This window comes from Ruegeria sp. HKCCA5491 (assembly GCF_013034565.1).
GTDB lineage: Bacteria > Pseudomonadota > Alphaproteobacteria > Rhodobacterales > Rhodobacteraceae > Ruegeria.
The window spans coordinates 221,178-241,837 of sequence record NZ_WQGG01000001.1 but is presented as its reverse complement, the minus strand read 5'-3'; the positions used below and the strand labels follow the sequence as shown (position 1 = coordinate 241,837).

Here is a 20,660-nt window from a genome sequence, read left to right as displayed (position 1 = left end):
CGATGAAACGATCAGATATCAACGCAATCAAAACCGAAGCCGAAGCTTTCATTCGGTCTTTCGGAGCGGTTTTGCCCCCTTTTGCCAACTGGACGCCAGATCAGATGAGAAGCGATCAGGCAACAGTTATTCGCGAACGTGGATTGGGGTGGGATATCACCGACTACGGACAGGGACGGTTCGATGAACTAGGGCTGTTCCTGTTCACGTTGCGCAATGGCGATGTCGCCGATCTGAACCAAGGGCGCGGCATGCTGTACGCAGAGAAAGTGCTTGTCTCGCGGGACAAACAGCTTTCGCCAATGCATCGTCATATCATAAAGGCCGAAGACATTATCAACCGAGGCGGTGGCGATCTGGTGATGGAAATCTACGCTTCGGATTCCGTGGGCGGGATCGACCGGGAAAACGCTGTGACAGTGCCCAGCGACGGGTGCCCGGTGTCGATCCAACCCGGCGAGCTTTTGCGGCTCGGACCGGGTCAAAGCGTAACCTTAATGCCGGGCATCTGGCACGCTTTCTGGGCCGAAAAGGGCGATTGCCTGATTGGTGAAGTGTCAACTGTAAACGATGATCGTACCGACAACGTATTCGAGGACCCAATTCCGCGTTTCGCCACAATCGAAGAAGACGCGGCACAGGAATTCCTTTTGGTTGCGGATTATTGAACCAATAATCCGCTCGCAATCTGGACGCATCAAGCAAATGAAATAGTGCCGTGCGTTCCCAACGATCTGCTGGATTGCCATGCAGACAAGTCGCGTTCGCTTATTGATTGGCGCCGACGTCCCGACCTTCGTTGAAACAACGGCTTAGCGTTGGTTTTCGGCCGCGATGCGCGTGCAACTGACACTTTGAAGTCGGCATTCCCTTTGGGGAAATATGTCAAAATTGCTTTAAAAAACATTCACCTGACTGTCATACGACCCACGTACCTAACGCTGAGTACGCATACCGTGTACAGCGTTCGGGGCCTTCCCTGATAGCGCTGCCATTCTATTACCCCAAGGGGCAAATGCCTCTGAATTTGGCGAGCCTTTTTGTCAAAGGCCGCTGCTGAACCGGAGTTAATACATGACCAATCTGAAGCTCTGCGCAACCGCTGCTGCCATAGCCTTTAGCGCGACTGCGACTTTTGCAGAAACCGAGATCACCTGGTGGCACGCCATGGGTGGTCAGCTTGGTGAAACAGTCAACAAGATCGCCGAAGATTTCAATGCCTCGCAAAACAGCTACAAGATCACTCCGGTCTATAAAGGCAGCTACGAAGAAACCCTGACCGCAGGTATTGCCGCCTTCCGCGCGGGCGAACAGCCCAACGTCATGCAGGTGTTCGACGCAGGCGCCGCCACCGTGATCGGGGCCAAGGGCGCGACCATTCCGGTTCAGGATCTGCTGGCAGACAATGGCGTTGAATTCGACATTAACGATTACATCGCCGGTGTGCGGTACTTCTATGCCGACAGCGACGGCAAAATGATCGGGATGCCCTTCAACTCGTCCACGCCGATCCTGTATTACAACATGGACGCGTTGGAGGCCGCAGGCGTCACCCCGCCGAAAACCTGGGAAGAGTTCCAGTCGACCACCGCACCCGCACTGAAAGACGCAGGCTATATCGCGCTCAGTCAGTCGCACCTGCCCTGGATCTTCACCGAAAACTTCATGTCGCGCCACAACCTGCCTTTTGCCACCAACAACAACGGCTATGACGGCACTGACACGCAGATTCTGGTGAACAACGACGCGATCAAAGCGCATTTCACCGCCGTGACCGCATGGAAAGACGACGGACTGTTCGAATGGTACGGTACCGGCTGGGGCGACAATGCCAAACCGTTCGAAGAAGGCAAAGTTGCCATGTGGCTGGGTTCGTCCGGCTCGTTCGGCGGCCTGCTGCAAAAAGACCTGCCGTTCGAATTCAGCGCGACCGAGCTGCCCTATTGGGAAGCCGTCACCACTGAGCCCACCCAAACCTTTATCGGTGGTGCCGCCCTGTTCGCCATGTCGGGTAAATCCGACGCGGAAAACAAGGCCACGGCTGAATTCTTCCGCTTTCTGACCGCGCCCGAGACCCAGTATTTCTGGCATCAGGAAACCGGCTATGTGCCAATCACCGAAGCCGCTTATGACGTCGCCAAGAAAGACGGCCACTATGACCGTTTTCCGGCTGCCGAAGTTGGTGTGAACCAGTTGCAGGCCAAAGCGGGCGACAACACCAAGGGCTACCGCATGGGCTTTTACGTCCAGATCCGCGACATCATGAACCGCGAATATGGCCGTGTCCTGACCGGTGAAACCGACGTCGAAACCGCGTTCAAGACTATCGAAGCCGAAGCCAACGCGCTGCTGGCCCGCTTCGCCAAGACCCAAGGTTAACGCCCTGGATCACCCCCAAGGATGGCCGCGCTGTCATGGCGCGGCCATCCCCTGTTCAAGACGGAATCCTTCTATGAAACGCGCGGGCTTTGACACGATCTGGCTTCCTGTGGCGCTGCTGTTGCCGCAGTTGATGATCATCGCCATCTTTTTCTACTGGCCTGCGGGCTGGGCGCTGCAATCCTCATTCTTTTTGCAAGACCCGTTTGGGTTCGGTTCGACCTTCGTGGGGGCTGAGAACTATACGTCGCTGCTGGGCAATGATCAGTACAAACGCGTTGCCGGGTTCACGATCCTTTACTCGGTGCTGGTGACTATTTTCTCGCTGGCTATCGCGCTGCTGCTGGCGGTCAAGGCCGACAAGGTGATCAAGGGGGCCAAGACCTATCGCACGCTGCTGATGTGGGTCTATGCCATTGCGCCGCCCGTGGCCGGGTTTCTGGGCATTCTGTTCTTTGACCAAAGCACCGGACCGCTGACCAAGTTCTTCCAGGTGTTCGGCTGGGATTTCAAACTGGGTGTGGATTACAACGCGACCGCAACAGCCATGGTTTTCGTGGCCGTGTGGAAGCAGGTCCCCGTCAATTTCATCTTTTTCCTGTCCGGCCTGCAATCCATCCCAAGGTCCGTGCGCGAGGCAGCGATGATCGACAACCGATCCGCCACCGGACGGTTCTGGCAGGTCACCTTCCCGCTGCTGGCCCCAACCGCGTTTTTCCTACTGATCATCAACGTCACCTATGCGCTGTTCGACACGTTCGGCATCATTGACGCACTGATGAAGGGCGAGCCGGGCAACAATCCGATGACGTTGGTCTACAAGGTCTACCTGGACGGCTTTCGAGGCAACGACTTAGGCGGATCATCGGCGCAATCAGTCATCCTTATGGCGCTGGTCCTGTTGCTGACCGTGTTTCAGTTCCGGCTGGTGGAACGCCGGATTCACTACACTTGAGGGCTTTGGACATGGCTGAGACAACACTCAACACCCCCGCTGAGACCCATCGCCCCCGTCGCATCAAATGGGAAGCGATTGGAGACCACATCATTCTGATCCTGGGCGCGCTGCTGATGATGCTGCCGCCGCTGCTGGCGTTGACTACGGCCAGCCATGACGCAGTGACAATCCACCGCGAAGGGCTGCAACTGACACTGGGCGACGATCTGGGTAAGAACTTTCGCGCCGCCATGTTCGAAAGGGGCGGCTTTACCCAAACGGTCGACGGGATGCTGATGCTGATGAACTCGTTCATCCTTGGCATCGGCTTTGCCGTGGGTAAGATCGTGATTTCGATGATGGCGGCCTACGCCATCGTCTATTTCCGCCTGCGCTTTGCCACGCTGGCCTTCTGGGTAATCTTCACCACCCTGCTGCTGCCGCTTGAGGTGCGCATCCTGCCCTCTTACGAAGCAATCCAGAAACTGGGCCTGACCAACACCTATACCGGTCTGATCGTGCCGCTGATCGCCTCGGCCACAGGCACGTTCTTTTTCCGGCAGTTCTTCATGTCCGTGCCCGAGGAATTGGCCGAACCCGCCCGGATCGACGGCGCAGGTCCGTGGAAATTCTTCGTCGATATCCTCTTCCCACTGAGCAAAACGATGATCGCGGCGATCTTCATTATCATGTTTGTCTTTGGCTGGAACCAGTACCTGTGGCCCACGCTGATCACCACGGATGAAGGCTTTTTCACGCTGGTCCGCGGCATCAAGCAGATCGTGTTGTCGTACACCGACAGTCAAATCCCCGAACACGGGCAGGCATTGGCGCTGGCCATCGTGGCGATGATCCCTCCGGTGTTGGTGGTGGTCTTTTTCCAGAACTGGTTCGTCAAGGGCCTCACAGAATCCGATAAATAAGGAATACGCGCATGGCTCAGGTTACATTAGAGGGCATCCGCAAAGTCTATCCCAATGGCTTCCAGGCCGTTCAGACCACCAGTTTCACCATTCAGGACGGCGAATTTGTTGTGCTGGTCGGCCCGTCGGGTTGCGGCAAGTCCACACTGCTGCGGATGATCGCGGGGTTGGAAGACATCACCGAAGGGGTGCTGAAAATCGGCGACCGCGTGGTCAATGACGTGGACCCAGCGGATCGGGACATCGCGATGGTGTTCCAGAACTATGCCCTATATCCGCATATGACGGTGCGCAAGAATATCGGCTATGGCCTCAAGAACAGAGGCACCCCCGCCGCCGATATCGCATCCAAAGTGGAAGACGCGGCAAAGATGCTGAACCTGTCCGAGTATCTGGACCGCAAGCCAGCGCAGCTTTCGGGTGGTCAGCGCCAGCGCGTTGCCATGGGCCGCGCTGTGGTGCGCGATCCGGCGCTGTTTCTGTTTGATGAGCCGCTGTCGAACTTGGATGCCAAGCTGCGCAACCAGATGCGGATCGAAATCAAAGCTTTGCAACGCCGCCTTAGAACCACCGCCGTCTACGTGACCCATGATCAGGTCGAGGCGATGACGATGGCCGATCGTATCATCGTCCTGAACGAAGGTCGGATCGAGCAGATTGGCACCCCGTCAGAAATTTATCACAACCCGGCCTCGACCTTTGTGGCCTCGTTCATGGGGGCACCGCCAATGAACCTGATCGAAGCTGAAGTTGATCAGCAAAGTGTTCGGATCAATGGCTTCGGCAACCAGATACAAGCACCCCAGTCCTTTGACGGACCTGTGACACTGGGCATTCGCCCTGAAGACGTTGAAATGGATGAACAGGGTCAGGTCGTATTCCATGTCGATATCCTTGAAGAACTGGGCGCGCATCGGCTGCTACATGGGCGGCTCGCAAATCAGCCCTTCTCGGTCATGCTAGGCAAGGATGACGCGGCGCAGGTTGGTGAAACCAAGATCAACCTAAAGCCCGAGGCCCTGCGCCTGTTCGACAGGGAAACGGGGCTGAGGCTGTGATCACTCAAACGCTAGTGACCCTTCCGGCTGTATCCGAAACCCAGCGGAGCGCAATCCTGTCGGCCCCACGCACTGCCGACGCGCATCGCAGGATATTGGCCAATATAGAAGCGATGAATGCCGTTCAGGTCGGAGGAAAGGCTCAATCCGCTCACCTGCCCAGTGAATTCACCGTGGCCGCCTGGAATGTAGAACGATGTCTTTTCCCTGAAGAGACGGCTGCGCATCTCGGGAAAGTCGCCCCGGATATTGTTCTGCTGTCCGAAGTTGATCACGGAATGGCCCGTACGGCACAGCGACACACAACCGAAGCGATGGCCGACGCCCTTGGAATGGCTTACGCTTTTGGCGTTGAGTTTCATGAACTTGATTTGGGCGGCCCGACCGAGCGCAAGTTCTGCACGGATGACTTCAACTCTTTGGGCTGGCACGGGAATGCGATCCTGTCGTCGGTTCCGTTTGAACGCACCGTCCTGGTTCGGCTGGACGATCACGGCCATTGGATTGCGGCAGATGCCGGGGCGAGCGATCCTGACCAGCCACGCATCGGGGGCCGCAACGCCATAGCCGCTATTGTACCGGGGGCCAGCGGACCGGTCTGCGTCGTCTCCACTCATCTGGAAAGCAACGCAAACGCCATTCACCGACATCAACAATTCGAACGGCTGCTACAGGTGATTGACGATTTCGCGCCGAATCTACCGGTCATAGTTGGCGGGGACCTGAACACCGGCAATCACCTACCCCCGGACTTTGACTGGCGGCGAGAAACCTTATTCGAACTGGCCGAGGCCCACGGTTATTCTTGGTCTTTCACGGCGCAAGGCAATACGACCCGCCCCAGCCTGATCACGCCCCACCCCGACCGGGTTATGAAGCTGGACTGGTTGGCGGGCCGGGGTCTCGAATGCCATGGCACTGGTATTCTGCCTTCGATTGCTGACGACGGAACGCCCCTGTCCGACCACGACTGCGTTTGGTGCCGGGCTGGCTGATCCCGCTTTTCCTGCAGCGATCTGTCTTACCGTCCGATAAGCCCCTTTTGCCAAAACGGAAAAACCGACTAACATGCGGTACAACGCGGTAGAGGGACCTGAACGATGGTAACAAAAGCAGAGCTGGAAGCCGAAGTTGCCGAACTTCGCCGCCAACTTGCCCAACAAACCAAGGCCGAGAAGGCCGATCCAAAGGAAGACCATTCCGACAATCTGATCGACACGATCGAAAACTGGTCAGACCAGATGGACGACGTTCTGACCGAACTTGGGGAGTTGCCGCACAAAAAGCCGATCCTGTTTGCGCTAGGCGTTTTCGCGCTTGGCTATCTGGTCGGCCGTTCCCGGTAGGAGCCCGCACATGAGCCGCATATCCCGCAATCTTTCAATCATCCTGCGTGCCGAAAGGCTGATTGCTCAAAGACAAGTCGCAGTAGCGGCCAAACGCACCGGTTTTTATGGCGCTGCGGGGCTGGCTATTGGCCTAGCGGTCGTAATGCTGAACGTCGCAGGCTTTTTCTGGCTGTCTGAGTCTGTGTCAAACGCGGTCGCGGCACTGATCATGGCCGGCGTCGATCTGGTGGTGGCTCTGTTATTGGCACTGTTCGCCAACTCCATGTCATCACAAACCGACATCTCTGCTGTGGTTGAGCTTCGGGACCTGGCGCTGCAAGACATTGAGACCGAGATCAAGGACAACTTGGCCGAGGCACGCGACGCCGTTACAGGTTTTCGGCGCGACCCACTTGGGGCCGTGACCCCCGAGATTGTCAGCGCCCTGTTGGGCGCTTTGATCAAACTCTCCAAATCTCGAAAAAAGTCTGGCGATTAACCTTATTGCATCAGTTTGACCGCGGCGCGCGCAATTACCATTTCTTCGTTGGTTGGTATCGACAGGATGCGGACGCGGCTAAAATCCGTCGACAAGACTGTGCCGCCATCCGCGTTTCGCGCGTGGTCCAATTCGATTCCGATCCAGCGCATTCCGTCGCACACCATCTGCCGAATCGGGGCCGAATTCTCGCCAACGCCACCGGTAAAGATCAGCGCGTCAATACCTTCCAACGCGGCGGACAGCGCTCCCAGTTCCCGGCGGATGCGGAACACGTAATAGTCGATGGCCTTGCGGGCATCCGGCGTATCAGCAGCCAAAAGCGTACGCATATCAGACGAAACACCAGACAGGCCGAGAAGACCGGACTTGCGATAAAGAACTTCGGCGATTTCATCTGCCGACATTCCATCCTGCTGCATCATGTACAACACCACACCAGGATCGAGTTGGCCGCTGCGCGTCCCCATCGGCAGACCGTCCAACGCCGAGAATCCCATCGTCGAGGCAACCGCGCGCCCACCCGAGACCGCACACATGGATGCACCATTCCCCAGATGCGCAATCACCACGCGGCCATCGTACAAACCCGGTGCGATCTCTTTCAGTTTCCCAGAGATATAGTCGTAGCTCAGCCCGTGGAATCCGTACCGACGGACCCCTTTTTCATAGTAACTTTGCGGTAAGGCAAAAGTATCGTTGACCCAAGGGTGCGTTCGGTGAAAGGCCGTATCAAAACACGCCACCTGAATGGTATCCGGGAATGCAGCGCTGGCGGCCCGGATCCCAGCCAGAGAATAAGGTTGATGCAAAGGGGCGAAAGGAACAAACCCCGTCAATGTATCTATAACCGTTTCATCAATAAGAACCGGTTCAGAATAGACGGTGCCACCGTGGACAACACGATGGCCGATTGCTTTCACATGGATATCCGGAAGATATTCCCGCGCCATTTCCAGAAAAGCGTGGATAGCTTCATCGTGGCTCTGGGTATTCGACAGCGGGCGGTTGATCGACCGACCTCCGGCAGACTGAGCCAGCAATCTAGGGGCATCCCCCAAACGCTCGATCTGACCTCGCCATCGCATGCTGGGGCGGTTTTCCTCGATGACTTCGTACAACGCGAATTTCAGTGACGAAGACCCGGCGTTCAGCGCCAATACATGATCAGCCATAGAGCTTACCTTTGCTTGCATAAGCATGCAGCGCCGCAACCGCACAGGACGCCAAGCGCGAGGCATCATCATCAGACCGCGAAGTCAAGATGATCGGGGCGCCCGCCCCTACCACGATGCCCGCAGCCTCGGCATGAGAAATAAAGGTTAGCTGTTTCGCAACCATATTGCCCGCCTCGATATTCGGGGCGACCAGAATATCTGCTGATCCGGCAACCTCGGACGTGATGCCCTTGGTGCGGGCAGCCTTCAGATCAACCGCGTTGTCCATCGCAAGTGGGCCATCGACCAACCCGCCGGTAATCTGTCCGCGTTCAGCCATTTTAGACAGCAGCGCCGCATCCACAGATGAGGGCATATGCGGGTTTACGGTTTCAACGGCTGACAAAACACCGACCTTCGGCGTTTCGATCCCAATGGATTGTGCCAGATGAATTGCGTTCTGAACGATGTCGGCTTTGGTTTCGAGGTCCGGCGCGATATTCACCGCCGCGTCCGTCACCATGATAGGTCTTGGCATCCCCGGGACGTCCATCACAAAGACATGAGACAAACGCCGACCAGTTCGCAATCCGTTTTCCCGGCGCAAGACGGCATGCAACAGCTCATCCGTATGCAGATACCCCTTCATCAGGGTCTGTGCTTTCCCTTCAACCACCAAATCTACCGCGCGATGTGCGGCAAGCCCGTGACCCCGAGCCTCGACGATCTCGAAACCGGAGATATCCGCACCTATCTCTGCTGCTGCGGCCTTGATCTTGTCAGGATCCCCAACAAGGATCGGCGTGATGATGCTGTTGGCATGACCCAGCAGCGCACCACTCAGCGAATTGCCATCCTCGGGCGCAACCACTGCCGTTGGCATAGGGTCTAAAGGTCTTGCCTTTTCAAGCAACGCGTCGAAATGACGATGGCGCTGGACGACAAGGCCCGGAACTTCGATCGAGTCGAACTCCATGTGCTGGGCCGGGGGCGTGACCTGAACTGTACCGCTCAGGACCAAGGCGTTATCTCCGACGCGGCGCACTTCGGCGCTGCAGATCAGATCGCCATCATCGCGCTTTTCGGCAACCGAAACAAACGCCGTTAATTCGTCACCGGCAAGAACGGGAATGTGGAAGGACAGGTCCGCCCGACGGGTTTGAGTCCCCGCCCCCGGCAATACGTTACCCAGCACAGCGGCAACCAGACCAGCGGGCCACAAAGCCGGTGCCACCGCCTCGGGCTGCCCATCGCCGTCACCGTCATAGGCCGCCAAGTGCAGGGGATTGTGGTCCCCCGATGCGGAGGCAAACGCATAGAGGTCATCAACCGTGCAAAGACGCGTCAGTTTGGCTTCGTCACCTACATTCAATTGGGCAAATGTTCGGTTCTCATAGATTTTCATTTTGAGCGGGCTTTTCTATCAGCAGGGGATCGCGCAGGCAGCGTCTCAGAGTTGTTCGCAGGCGCCGGTGCCGCTTCATCCTGAGGCTTTGGCAGGTCAAGAATGTCACACAATTCATCAACCATATCGAACAGTTCAGGAGTGGGCTTTTGCACTTTTCCGGCGATCCGCCGGAGAAGGTTAACCGCCTGCATACGGTCTTTCTTTAGGGGAAGCAAATCAGGCAACGTGTTTATCGCTTCTTGCTTATCAAAGGTCACTATAAGCGACTGTTCATGCAGCAGGCGATGACGTTGATCAACCGTAAGCCCTTTGAATGGTTCATCATGTTTGAAGACTTGGGCCCACCGGTCCAGAATTTCAGCCCGAAAGCTTTGATTGCTGTCGACCAGAAGGATCAGCATCCGAACAACAGCTTCAGCCAGTGACCCCTGTTTTATGTGCGCAAGTGCCGCTTCGACCTCGGGCAATGACTTCAGACTTTCAGGATTCACCAATGTTCTGTGCGCGGCGTTCTTCCGACCGAACCACGCTGCCAAAGGCCCGCTCCAAAGAGAAAAGAATGTCAGCTCGTACCACGCATCGCGAAAGTCGCGGCCATAATCCATCACCTGCTCTATCCAGTCCGCCGTAATCTTCTCGAGTTCCAAAAATGGATTTTCCGGCGCGGCGGGTTTGCGGTGTTCCCGCGCCATGTCCGCCCAGAATTTTATTCCCAATGTGGCAGGTTGGGCCGAAGACAATGCAGCGCATTGCACGCGCAGGGGGTGTAAGTCACGAAGCGCGTTTGCCGAAGCGGGCGTCGACAAGGATCGTACGATCGGACGGCCAAATGTCTCGTATAAATTGGCCTGAGTTTCTGACATATGGGCAACGGCGGCAAAGCTCATTTCATCCTGCTGGCCATCATCCAGAACGGCGAGATCTGCCAATGTACGCTCGTGAAAACGAACTTCGAATTCCTTGTCGGTGCCTTCACCCTCGATGTTTTCGATCTGCATTTCGTACAGGCCGGGTGCCATTGACTCGACGGTTTCCAGCGTAGAGGTAAGCTCTCGATGTTCTTTCCGTGCCACTTTTGACGAAACAAAGATGCCCAGATGACCCACCTCGTCGTGCAGCATATAGACGATGCGCTGCCCACGGACGCGGATTTCCTCTTCGTCGGAATAAGTCTCAGAAATCCAGTTCAGGGCTTGCTGCGGTGGTGTGATGTTGTCACCCTGACTAGCAAACACAAAGATCGGCCCTTTGATGGCCTTGATATCGACCGGGACACCGGGTTCGAGCTGAGCCGTGTTCTTGACCAAACGGTTACCGACGAAAAGCTGTTCGACGATCCAATGGATTTCGGCCTCATTCAGGATGAAATATCCGCCCCACCAGCGTTCGAAATCTATAAAGCGCTGTCGACCCCCGTCAGGATCCCTGTAGAGATCGAAGTATTTGCCAAAGTAGTTTCGGCTGGGATTTAGCTGCTCAAAGTTCATAACCAGATTGGCGCCGTCAAATTGACCTGCCCCCAAGTCCGACCAGAACATCGGCTGCCACGTCCCACCCAGAACCCCGGCATTATAGCGCATCGGGTTTTCCCCAACCGCCCCAGCCCAAGGCGCAACAGGCGCGCCGTTCAGAACCAACGGACCGTTTAAATCGGGATTGCACGCAGCCATTAGCAACGTCGCCCACCCGCCCTGACAATTTCCGGTGACAACAGGGTGCGGGCTGTTTGGATGGCGTGCACGCACGGTTCGGACAAACCCTGCCTCGGCATGCATGACATCCGCCAGAGTCTGACCGGGAACAGGATCGCGCCCAAAGCTGACGAAATAGACCGGGTGGCCCTTGGCCAGAGCAACACCAACCTGACTGTCATGCTTGAAGCCGCCGATGCCGCCGCCATGACCCGCGCGTGGGTCGATGATGATATATGGGCGCTTGTTATCTTCAACGGTCACAACCTCGGGCGGAAGGATGCGCAACAACTGATAGTTGCAGGGCCGTTTCAGGTGCCTACCGTCGGTGATTACCTCGTAATCATAGATAAGAACGGGCGGGCAGCCTGCAGCTTCGTGCTCGAGGAAGACATCTCCGCGTTCGCGCAAGGCATCCATGGTCAGGGCAACCCGTTGGCCTGCGTCTTTCAGGTATTCCCCCCAGTCTTTGACAATTGATCGGGATGCCACAAGCCGTTCGGAACATTCTGCCATGTTCTGAACCAACTGACGGGTCCGGTCCGTGTGGTCCTGCACGATCCTGCCGGACTGCAGCGCCATTGATTTTGACAGCAAGTTCCACTGAACTCCGGACTGTTCCAACGCGTTAGCTACGGCCCCGACAGTCCGTTCATTCACGGCAACCGCGTCCCTGGCCATATCAGAGCCAAACTGCAGGGATTTCGAATGAGCATTCGTAATCATGTGAATATCCTCTTTCAGACGGTGCTGAATCTGCCGACGGCAGAGCATGAACCAAGACATCCATAGCCAGGTGAAACCCCTCGACAGATGTAACGACATCTCGCTGGTGCAAACCTTTCTTTGGGGCAAGAGCAACGATAGGACGAGTGTTTCCAACTGCCCAGATTGTTGGCTGATCGTTAGCAATACCGGCAACCAGCGATTTCGCTCCTTCAAAACGGAACACGGTCGATTCTCTCGCATCTTTCTGCGGTGCAGCATAGCCTGTTTTGATGTTTACCACAAACTTTCCACGGCGATATGAAACTTTGACGAAATCGCGCGCCCTTGTTGGGTGATCGGGAAAGGAGATTGGGCCTAGGCAATGAAGAAACCCGCGAAACAGCAGCAAATAGGGACTTTTTGAAATATTCAAAAATCTGATTACTATGCCGGCACAAAACACATAACGAGGGCACAATGAACTCACTTACCAGAATAACTCGGGGAATTGGCGTCGCATTCAAAGATGGCAGAGTGAAGGGTATATTGGCCTTCACGGTTGGCATGATCCTTTGGGCTTCGGTTTTTTATCACTTCGTCGAAGGCTGGAGCTGGCTTGATTCCATCTACTTCTCGGTCGTGACCATCTCGACCGTTGGGTTTGGGGATTTTTCGCCGGAAACAGCCGCCGGAAAAATATTCACGATGGCGTATATCATCGTCGGCTTGGGTGTATTCGTTACCGCAGCGACCACAGTGGCAGACACAATTCTTTCACAGGACGACGACGGAAAAGACGGGTAGACAGCCGGAATCCTCTTCATTGAATTCAACGCAATCTCAGCCCGGGCGCCACTCGCGACCCGAATTTTTGAGTTTTCAATCAAGCCGATACAGCACCTCCAGAACCAAAAAAGTGTACATATCCAATTTTTTGAGGCTAATATTCAGATAAAAAAATATTTGGGAGGGATGGAATGGAAAAGACTCAAGACGCCAAGATCGTCGATCTGGCAATTCGCCTGCTGTTCTTAGGACTGTTTCTATATAGCGCGCTGATAATGGTAGCCCCGCTTGCAAGCGTTGTGATCTGGGCGGCAATTCTGTGCGTTGCGCTCTATCCTGTTTTCGACTGGCTCCAAGGCAAATTGGGCGGAAGAAAGTCGCTAGCGGCTACAATCTTGGTTCTGTTGGGTCTGTTGTTGACCCTGGGGCCTGTCGCCACCGCCGTTTCAGGGGCGGCTGAACTTGGCTCCGACTTCGCTGAACAAGCAGACCGCGGAGAACTTAAAATTCCACCTGCTCCCGAAGGCATCAAGGAATTGCCCTTGATCGGAAACAAGCTTGGCGAAGTCTGGACCATGTTTGAGCGAAACCTGGATGGCGCACTTGCCAAATACGGTGCTCAAATCCTTGAAGTCACAAAGTCCCTGTTTGGAAAGGTTCTGGGTATCGGCATTGGCCTTCTGGGACTTGCACTTTCAGTCATCATCATGGGGGCGCTATTCAAGCCGGGGCCGCAAATGGTTGAGGGGCTTCAACGGTTCGCCAACCGTGTCTTTGCCCCACGTGGTGGTGAGTTTGTCACCCTGGCGGGGGCAACGATCCGAAATGTCACCAAAGGAGTTATCGGAGTCGCCGCGATTCAGGCGATTGTTGTGTGGGTACTTTTGGCTGTCTTCGGGATTTCTTCGGCGGCAACTCTGGCCTTCGTGAGCCTTATCCTGTCGATCATTCAGATCGGCCCGGGCCTGGTTCTACTGCCCGTGATCATTTACGCTTGGAGTTCCATGTCAGGCGGCGCTGCATTGATCTTCACCGTTCTCGCCATTCCGGTCAGTATCATGGACAGTTTCCTTCGCCCGGTCTTTATCTCGAAGGGGTTGGAAACCCCGATGCTGGTTATTTTGATCGGCGTTCTGGGTGGCATGATGGCTTATGGCTTGATCGGAATTTTCATGGGGCCCGTCCTGTTTGCGGTTTTCTATGAACTGTTCAAGGTCTGGATCGATGCGTCGCCAGGAACCTCGGATTCGACCGAAGGTGCGGCGGAATGAGGAAAACGATTTGGACAACGCTTGCGGTTATTCTTCTGTTTCTGGTCTGGTATCTGGTCGCTGATCGCCAAACTCCGTTTACCGGCAATGCCAGGGTCAAGGCCGTTGCAACCCAGATTGTTCCTCAGGTCACCGGAACGGTGACCGAGGTTCTGGTGGAAAACGGTCAGGTCGTTTCAGCCGGGGACGTTCTGGTACGCATTGATCGCAGGCCGTATGAAATCGAACGGGCCAAGGCCGAAGCCGATCTGGAAGCGGCCACTCAGGAAGTGGGCGCATCGTCGGCTGAAGTCAGCGCGGCACAGGCAAAATTGGCGCGGGCCCAGAGCGACCTTGATACGATGCGCATTCAGACCGAGCGCGTCTTTGCCTTGGAAAAGAAAGGGCTGATTGCTGTCTCGCGCGCCGACGATGCGCGCGGGCAATTGGCCGAATCCGAAGCCAATCTGGAAAATGCCAAGGCTGATCTGGAAAAAGCAAAGCAACGCCTTGGGGATGAGGGGCTGGAGAACCCTAAAATTCAACGTGCACTTGCTGCTTTGGCCGATGCAGAGCTGAATCTGGAATGGACAGAATTGCGCGCACCTGCAACGGGCGTGATTTCGAACTTGCTTATTGCCCCCGGGACATATGCCCGCTCGGGTCAGGATCTTTTGACGTTCCTTGATGCAACCGATGTCTGGATCGAAGCCTATTTCACCGAAAACAACCTTGGCCGCGCCGTTGTCGGTTCTCCTGTCGAGGTTGTTCTGGACATGCATCCCGGTCAGATCGTGTCAGGCAAGGTCGAAAGCTTTAGCGCGGCTGTTTCCCTAAGCGGCGCTGATGAACCCGGCCAGCTTGCTAGCCCACCCAGTACCAAGGGATTCCTGCGCGAACCCGAACGGTTCCCGGTTCGGATCGTGTTGCCGGGCTATGAGGCCGGAAACGCCGAAGATGACCTTCGGTTCCAGCTCAACGGGCAAGCGGATGTGATCATGTACCTCAGCGACAATGCGCCTCTGAACTTGGTGGGTCGTACTTATATCCGCTTGGTTTCGATCCTGTCTTATGCGTATTGAAGACAAACACGCAGTACTCCGTCTGGCGCTTGGGGTAACGGGCGTTTTCGCCCTAGGTTTGTTTCTTGGATGGCCGCTGGCGGTCGTCGGCGCGGTGTTCACAGCTCTGTTCCTGCAAGCACCCGCAGCTTTGCCATTGGCCGCGTTTGGGAAGCTCTTCGTGTTTTCCATTGGACTGATGTTCATCTCGTTTTCGCTGTCGTCAGTCTTTGCGCCTTATCCGGTTGTTTTCTTGGTCTTAATGGCGATCGGAATCATACTGTCCTTTACGTGGTCTGTTTCCGGGGCCGGGGTATTGCCGGGTGTCATCGCGCTAATGGGAGCGTTGATGATCCCAAATCTTGTTCTTCAATCGCAGGATCTGGCGCTGGTATTGGTGTTCTGGATTCCTGTGAACCTGTTCTTTGCGGGTTTTGTATCCACTCTGATGTTCGTACTTATCCCAGCCGCCCCACCCGCCGAGGCGCAAAAGAAAGCTGTTGCTGATCAGGATTTTGATCCAAACCGGCGCATTTTCAGAATGTCTCTGGTGACAGTGCCGTTTGCGATTGCTTTCTTCCTTTACGGAGCGTCAGCGCTGCTTGTTCTGTTCTTTGTCGCGCTTCTCAGCCAACAGCTTGCAGCGATGCCTGCGGCCGGGAAAACCGTTGCCAAGGCGATGCTGACCGCGAACTTGCTGGGCGCGGCAGTTTCAATCATCTGCTATGAAATCAACGTCGTCGCGCCTGTTATTCTGACACCCGTACTGCTGTGCTTTTTCTTCTGCATTGTTCTTGGGGCTCTTGGAAAATCGCAAACTCCATTGGCGGCAGCAGCAGGATCGGCGATCACAACTGCTTTGATCGTCTACGGTGGATCAGTCGCCCCATTTTCGGATGAAGCGGATGTCAAAAGCATCACGCGCGTGCTGCAGGTCGCAAGTGCCGCATTCTTTGTTATCACAGCGTATGTGGTGGTGGATGAATTCTGGCCCGAACGAAAACAGCGCAACGCGCTTGGTTAGAACGGCTGCACGATATCGGGGCAGCATTTTAACGTGCCTTAGCGTTACGACGGTTTAAACAGGCTCCAGATTACCAAGCAATATAGATGTCATATCCGTCACGAAACCGCCGCCATCAATCGTGACACCCACGCCTGTCTCGTAGTCGACATTCGATCTGGTAATACCCGAAAGGTCCGCGTCATCATCCAGAAACACCCATTGAGGCTTGTGCTGGGACGTTTGACCAACGGCTGTTTGCAAAATGGCCAGGGCATCTAGCGCATTGACTGTTCCATCCCGTGTTATGTCGGCAGCAATGATGTTTTCCGGTGCTGGAGCTCCCCATGTCGGGTTCAACCCGACGGACATTCGCAAGACCTGCAATGCGTCCAACGCATCAATATCTGAACTCGCCGTGGAATAGGTCTTTACGATATCCAAATCGCCCGAGAACACTCCAGGCGGCAAACCCAAATCAAACCGTCCATCCTCATCCGTGCGCACACTGACCGTGCCGCCGCCATCCAGAGAAAACCTGACTTCAGCCTGTCCCAATGCGGGGTTTTCGGTTTGGGAATTAATGGTGACAGGCCCCAGAACACCGTCCGAGCTTCCGGGGTCTAGACCGCCGAAATCTCCGAAATCGACTGGTATGTGGTCAGGCCCGCCAAAGCCCGCACCAAAGACTTGATCCGCTGACAATCCGCCCCCCGACGCAGAGATCAACTCGACCTTTTCGTTAAGGTAACCGATCCTGGCGCCATGATGCGTAGAAGTGAACGTCAGTTGTCCCGGAGTTCGGAGAAGCGGGAAATCGTACATATCAAGACGGTCGAGACCAACCTGAAAATCGGTAATTGTCGTGGGATCGCTTCCGAATTGCATGACAAAGATATCCGCGCCTGACCCGCCGGTCATGGTCGTCGATCCCGTGCCAGCTATCAGAATGTCGTCTCCCGCGCCCCCCAACAATTCTGTGTCCAGAATGCCGCCGCTCAGCTTGTCCGCCCCGGCTGTGCCATGGACGGTTCCGAACCCTTTGCGCACCGCACCCAAATCCGGCAGATCAACGGACAGTTGTGTTAACCCAGCATCCTGTTGCGAAGAGACAAGCACCTGCAACTCATCCCCGACATGCGCAAGACTCAACGCTTCGACATTTTGCAGACCGCTTTCTACCGTATCCGCAAAGCTGTCCAGATAGACCAATTGCCCGTTCGGAATCAGGGTGAATAACGAGACCCCGTCATCCCCACCCCCGGCCACGACAAACACGTGCCCATCTAAATTGACAACGGAAATGTCCTGAACAGTTTCGAACCGCGTGTGCCGGGAATCCAAGACATGGTCTGTAGGGTCTAGGCGTCCATCGCTGGTCAGCTTCATCACACTCAGCGAGTTGCTCTCCGACCCAGCCACGATCACCCAGGACTGGTTATAGGCCTGAACGACCTCGATCTTAGTCGGTACTGCAATTCCCAGTGTCGCCAAGACCTCGCTATTGTCGACTACACTGAGACCACCGGTCGTGTCATCCACGCTAAATGTCTTTACGGAACTTGAGGTTGAATCGGACGCGACGACAACGTGATTTGCCCCAATCGTGACCGTCTGCATCGAATCTGCGGCGGCTGAGACCATTTGAACAAGTTGCAAATCCCCTTGCGCATCAACTGAGTACGTCGCGATTTGCCCAATGTCTTTCTGTGCCAAAACCAAAACGTCGTCAAAAGACGTCGGCACCTGCGCGACTGCAGACAGGTTGCCCCCGCCAACAATGCAAGACGATTGGTCTTTCTGCGAGTTTCAAGACCATCGCCCGCCGCGCTACAGCCAATCCACATCCCCAAGGAATATGTAGCCGGCACCATAGATTGTTTTGATCAGGCGAGGGTTTTTTGGGTCTTCACCCAACTTTGTACGCAAACGGGAAATTCTGACATCCATCGCCCTGTCAAAACTTTCACCCGCCGCTCCGCCTAACGCTTCTTGCATTTGGGCGCGGCTTATCAGCCTTTTTGGGCTTTCCAGAAACAGCCGCAAAACCTCACCCTCGGCGTGACTGAACGGTGTCTCTTGCCCGGCCTTATTCTCAAGGATGTAGCGGTCGAAATAAGCCGTCCATCCGTTAAACCGTGCTGCGTCCGACTGTGTGATTTGGGACCGTGGCGACCGCAGCCTTGCCCGGACGCGTGCAACGACTTCTGCCGGATCAAAGGGCTTGGTGATATAGTCATCCGCGCCAAGCTCCAGCCCTGTTACTCGGTCCTGCACTTGCGCCCGGCCGGAAATGATTATCACCGCCGCACCCTGTTCCAGCGCAAGCCTGTGAACCAACGCAAGGCCATCGGTATCGGGCAAGGACAAATCCACAAGACAGACATCCGGCGTGACACGCTTCAGCGATGCCTCAAATTCGCGGGCCCGTGAAAAACTTTGTGTCTTGAACCCCGCATCTTCGAGCGCATCAGTTAAAATCCGGCGGATTTCAGGTTCGTCATCGACGATGGTTACCAAAGGTTGAGTCATCACGCAGCCTCCGCGCGGATCAGGGCGGACAATTGAGCCCTCGTAAAGGGTTTACGCAGAACCGGCGCAAGCGTCAGCGCCTTTCGATGCAAGGGGTCGGAGTAAGGTAAGGACGTCATCAGGATACATGGCAACTTGGCCTTTAACCGATCCAGCAAATCCAACCCGGTGCCTTCCCCTTCAAGACGGATATCAGAAAGCACCAGCACGATATCCTCGATATCTGACGCAAGCGCCAGAGCTTCATCCACCGATGTCGCCTCGATCACCGAAAAACCAAGATCAACCAGCATGTCACGGAACTGACTGCGCAGGTCGTCACTGTCTTCGACCAAAAGAACCATACCTTCCTGAACAGGTGGCGCCGGTCGATAGGGCAATCGCAAAACAACCGAAGCCCCCGACGGAGTATTGCGCAAGTTCAGATCACCACCGGCCAGTTTCACCGTGTCATACACCATCGGCAAACCCAGACCTGACCCTTCGCTGCCCTTGGTGGTAAAAAACGGGTTCAATGCTTTCTTCAAGGCATCGGCAGAGAACCCCGGACCAGTGTCCGACACTGTGACTTCGACCCAAATCGAACCCACTGTATGGGCGCTGATCGTAATCTGACCCGTTTCGCGACACGCATCTCTAGCATTGAGAACAAGATTCAGTAGCGCATCCTGCAGCATTCCGGGATCCAGCATCAAAGCTTCGTCCGGAAGAGTGTTTACCACCGACAAACCGACCCCTCGCGGCAAAGAGGGTGACGCCAGAATGCGCAGGTCTTCCAGCAAACCACGCATATCGGTCGCCTTTGGCTGAGGTGTCCGGCTACCCGTCATATCGGCGATACGGTTGAGCAGTTGCCCACCCCGCCGGGCAGTCTGTTGTGTCGCTGCCACCAATTCGCGCGCAGGTTCCGGCAGATCCATCTTGTCCAACCGGGATTGCATGCCAAGGATGATTGTCAACAGGTTGGAAAAGTCATGCGCCAGCCCGCTTGTCATTTGTGCCGCCATGGCCCGTCTGCGTGTCTGCTGCAGAGCAACCCGCGCCTGTGTCTCTTCGGTAATGTCGACTGACATGACATAGACGCCGCCCACACTGTCTGGCGTAAAGGACACGCGGATACGTCTGGATCCCTGATCTTCGGTGAATTCAAAAACCGAGGTTTCACCCTCATAGGCTTTTTTCAGGTGCGGCTGGACACGCGCGTAAGAGGCCGCGCCCAATGCCCGTTCGATATGCATTCCCAAAATCTCGGATGGGCGTCCGGGCATGACGGAATTAAGCCGTCGGTTGGAATAATCGTACCGCCCCTCGGCATCCAAATGCGCGATATGAGCTGGCATCATCTCGGTCGTCATGCGCGTGCGGGCTTCGATCTCGGTCAACTGACGCTTGGCCTCTTCCAAAGCTGCGTTTGTCGCCGCCAGTTTTCGATTGGTTGCGGACAGCTCTTCAGCGCGGTCCAGAAGCTGACTGGACAGCTCAACCGATCGAGCACGCAGCAATGCCTCAGCCTGTTTAGTATTGGTTATGTCTGTATAAACAGCCACCCAGCCGCCATTTGGCAATGGGGCGCCTTCAACGGAAATAACCTGACCGTTAGAACGTACCCGCTCCAGGTAATGCGGCTCGAATGTCAGGGCCTGAGCGACGCGCGTTTCGACAATTTCCACGACACTGGCGTCATCTCCATACTCGCCGTTTTCAGCAAGGTATTGGATTGTATCGCGAAACAGCGAACCGGGTTCGACAAGGTGATCAGGCAGGTTAAACATGGCCTGGAACGGGCGATTGCTGACAACCAGCCGTAACTGATTGTCATATATAGACAAACCCTGCCCAATCAGGTTAAGGCCCGCGGTTGTCATAGTCTTGATCTGTTCTTCAGTAATGTTCAAATCCGCCCTCCGCACCCCTCATGCGTAACACCGGAATTATCGCAG

The 20,660-nt window shown here is 55.6% G+C and carries 19 protein-coding genes; 12 read left to right on the top strand and 7 right to left on the bottom strand.

What is annotated here, in order from left to right; all coding sequences use genetic code 11:
• The first annotated feature begins 2 nt into the window (after positions 1-2).
• The 8 genes from GOV88_RS01170 to GOV88_RS01135 all read left to right on the top strand — a co-directional run bounded on the left by GOV88_RS01170 (position 3) and on the right by GOV88_RS01135 (position 7,124).
• Positions 3-668 (top strand): D-lyxose/D-mannose family sugar isomerase, encoded by a 666-nt coding sequence (locus GOV88_RS01170; protein ID WP_171125127.1) that lies wholly within the window; start codon positions 3-5, stop codon positions 666-668.
• Between the two features lie 406 nt (positions 669-1,074).
• A complete protein-coding gene (locus tag GOV88_RS01165) occupies positions 1,075-2,379 on the top strand; it encodes an extracellular solute-binding protein (protein WP_171125129.1) in 1,305 nt (434 codons plus the stop codon).
• A gap of 73 nt (positions 2,380-2,452) precedes the next feature.
• Positions 2,453-3,334 carry an ABC transporter permease subunit gene (locus GOV88_RS01160; RefSeq protein ID WP_171239284.1) on the top strand — a complete coding sequence of 294 codons (882 nt, stop codon included), beginning with the start codon at positions 2,453-2,455 and terminating at the stop codon, positions 3,332-3,334.
• Between the two features lie 11 nt (positions 3,335-3,345).
• Complete coding sequence (locus GOV88_RS01155) at positions 3,346-4,239, top strand: ABC transporter permease subunit (RefSeq protein ID WP_171239283.1); 894 nt, start codon at positions 3,346-3,348, stop codon at positions 4,237-4,239.
• A gap of 11 nt (positions 4,240-4,250) precedes the next feature.
• Positions 4,251-5,297: an ABC transporter ATP-binding protein gene (locus GOV88_RS01150; RefSeq protein WP_171239282.1), complete on the top strand. Its 1,047-nt coding sequence runs from the start codon at positions 4,251-4,253 to the stop codon at positions 5,295-5,297.
• Complete coding sequence (locus tag GOV88_RS01145) at positions 5,294-6,292, top strand: endonuclease/exonuclease/phosphatase family protein (RefSeq protein WP_371808208.1); 999 nt, start codon at positions 5,294-5,296, stop codon at positions 6,290-6,292. The genes GOV88_RS01150 and GOV88_RS01145 overlap by 4 nt, the downstream gene beginning before the upstream one ends.
• 105 nt (positions 6,293-6,397) lie before the next feature.
• Positions 6,398-6,643, top strand: coding sequence for a hypothetical protein (locus GOV88_RS01140; RefSeq protein ID WP_171123346.1), 246 nt, complete (start codon positions 6,398-6,400; stop codon positions 6,641-6,643).
• A 10-nt stretch (positions 6,644-6,653) separates the two neighbouring features.
• Complete coding sequence (locus tag GOV88_RS01135) at positions 6,654-7,124, top strand: hypothetical protein (RefSeq protein WP_171123348.1); 471 nt, start codon at positions 6,654-6,656, stop codon at positions 7,122-7,124.
• 2 nt (positions 7,125-7,126) lie between these two features.
• Here the strand turns inward: GOV88_RS01135 and GOV88_RS01130 are convergent, their stop codons facing one another.
• The 4 genes from GOV88_RS01130 to GOV88_RS01115 are packed head-to-tail and all read right to left on the bottom strand — an operon-like array spanning position 7,127 to position 12,389.
• Positions 7,127-8,299 (bottom strand): acetate/propionate family kinase, encoded by a 1,173-nt coding sequence (locus GOV88_RS01130; RefSeq protein ID WP_171125137.1) that lies wholly within the window; start codon positions 8,297-8,299, stop codon positions 7,127-7,129.
• Entirely contained in the window at positions 8,292-9,686 is a 1,395-nt protein-coding gene (locus tag GOV88_RS01125; RefSeq protein ID WP_171239281.1) for a bifunctional enoyl-CoA hydratase/phosphate acetyltransferase, read from the bottom strand. Before GOV88_RS01125 ends, GOV88_RS01130 begins: the two co-directional genes overlap by 8 nt.
• Complete coding sequence (locus GOV88_RS01120) at positions 9,683-12,106, bottom strand: DUF3141 domain-containing protein (RefSeq protein ID WP_171239280.1); 2,424 nt, start codon at positions 12,104-12,106, stop codon at positions 9,683-9,685. The genes GOV88_RS01125 and GOV88_RS01120 overlap by 4 nt, the downstream gene beginning before the upstream one ends.
• The gene (locus GOV88_RS01115; RefSeq protein WP_171125143.1) at positions 12,063-12,389 is read right to left on the bottom strand and encodes a hypothetical protein; all 327 of its coding nucleotides are present in this window, start codon (positions 12,387-12,389) and stop codon (positions 12,063-12,065) included. The genes GOV88_RS01120 and GOV88_RS01115 overlap by 44 nt, the downstream gene beginning before the upstream one ends.
• A 233-nt stretch (positions 12,390-12,622) precedes the next feature.
• On the opposite strand from GOV88_RS01115, the gene GOV88_RS01110 reads away from it, so the two are divergent.
• From GOV88_RS01110 to GOV88_RS01095, 4 genes are all read left to right on the top strand, one after another.
• Positions 12,623-12,892 (top strand): potassium channel family protein, encoded by a 270-nt coding sequence (locus tag GOV88_RS01110; protein ID WP_371808207.1) that lies wholly within the window; start codon positions 12,623-12,625, stop codon positions 12,890-12,892.
• Between the two features lie 173 nt (positions 12,893-13,065).
• Positions 13,066-14,145: an AI-2E family transporter gene (locus GOV88_RS01105; protein WP_171125145.1), complete on the top strand. Its 1,080-nt coding sequence runs from the start codon at positions 13,066-13,068 to the stop codon at positions 14,143-14,145.
• Positions 14,142-15,206, top strand: coding sequence for an HlyD family secretion protein (locus GOV88_RS01100; protein ID WP_171123361.1), 1,065 nt, complete (start codon positions 14,142-14,144; stop codon positions 15,204-15,206). Before GOV88_RS01105 ends, GOV88_RS01100 begins: the two co-directional genes overlap by 4 nt.
• Positions 15,196-16,209: a DUF2955 domain-containing protein gene (locus GOV88_RS01095; RefSeq protein WP_171239278.1), complete on the top strand. Its 1,014-nt coding sequence runs from the start codon at positions 15,196-15,198 to the stop codon at positions 16,207-16,209. The genes GOV88_RS01100 and GOV88_RS01095 overlap by 11 nt, the downstream gene beginning before the upstream one ends.
• Positions 16,210-16,263: 54 nt before the next feature.
• Here GOV88_RS01095 and GOV88_RS20690 read toward each other — a convergent pair whose 3' ends face one another.
• From GOV88_RS20690 to GOV88_RS01080, 3 genes are all read right to left on the bottom strand, one after another.
• Positions 16,264-17,730: a M10 family metallopeptidase C-terminal domain-containing protein gene (locus GOV88_RS20690; RefSeq protein ID WP_371808206.1), complete on the bottom strand. Its 1,467-nt coding sequence runs from the start codon at positions 17,728-17,730 to the stop codon at positions 16,264-16,266.
• 288 nt (positions 17,731-18,018) lie between these two features.
• Complete coding sequence (locus GOV88_RS01085; RefSeq protein WP_171125153.1) at positions 18,019-18,720, bottom strand: response regulator transcription factor; 702 nt, start codon at positions 18,718-18,720, stop codon at positions 18,019-18,021.
• The gene (locus GOV88_RS01080) at positions 18,720-20,585 is read right to left on the bottom strand and encodes a PAS-domain containing protein (protein WP_371808212.1); all 1,866 of its coding nucleotides are present in this window, start codon (positions 20,583-20,585) and stop codon (positions 18,720-18,722) included. The genes GOV88_RS01085 and GOV88_RS01080 overlap by 1 nt, the downstream gene beginning before the upstream one ends.
• Between the last annotated feature and the right edge of the window lie 75 nt (positions 20,586-20,660).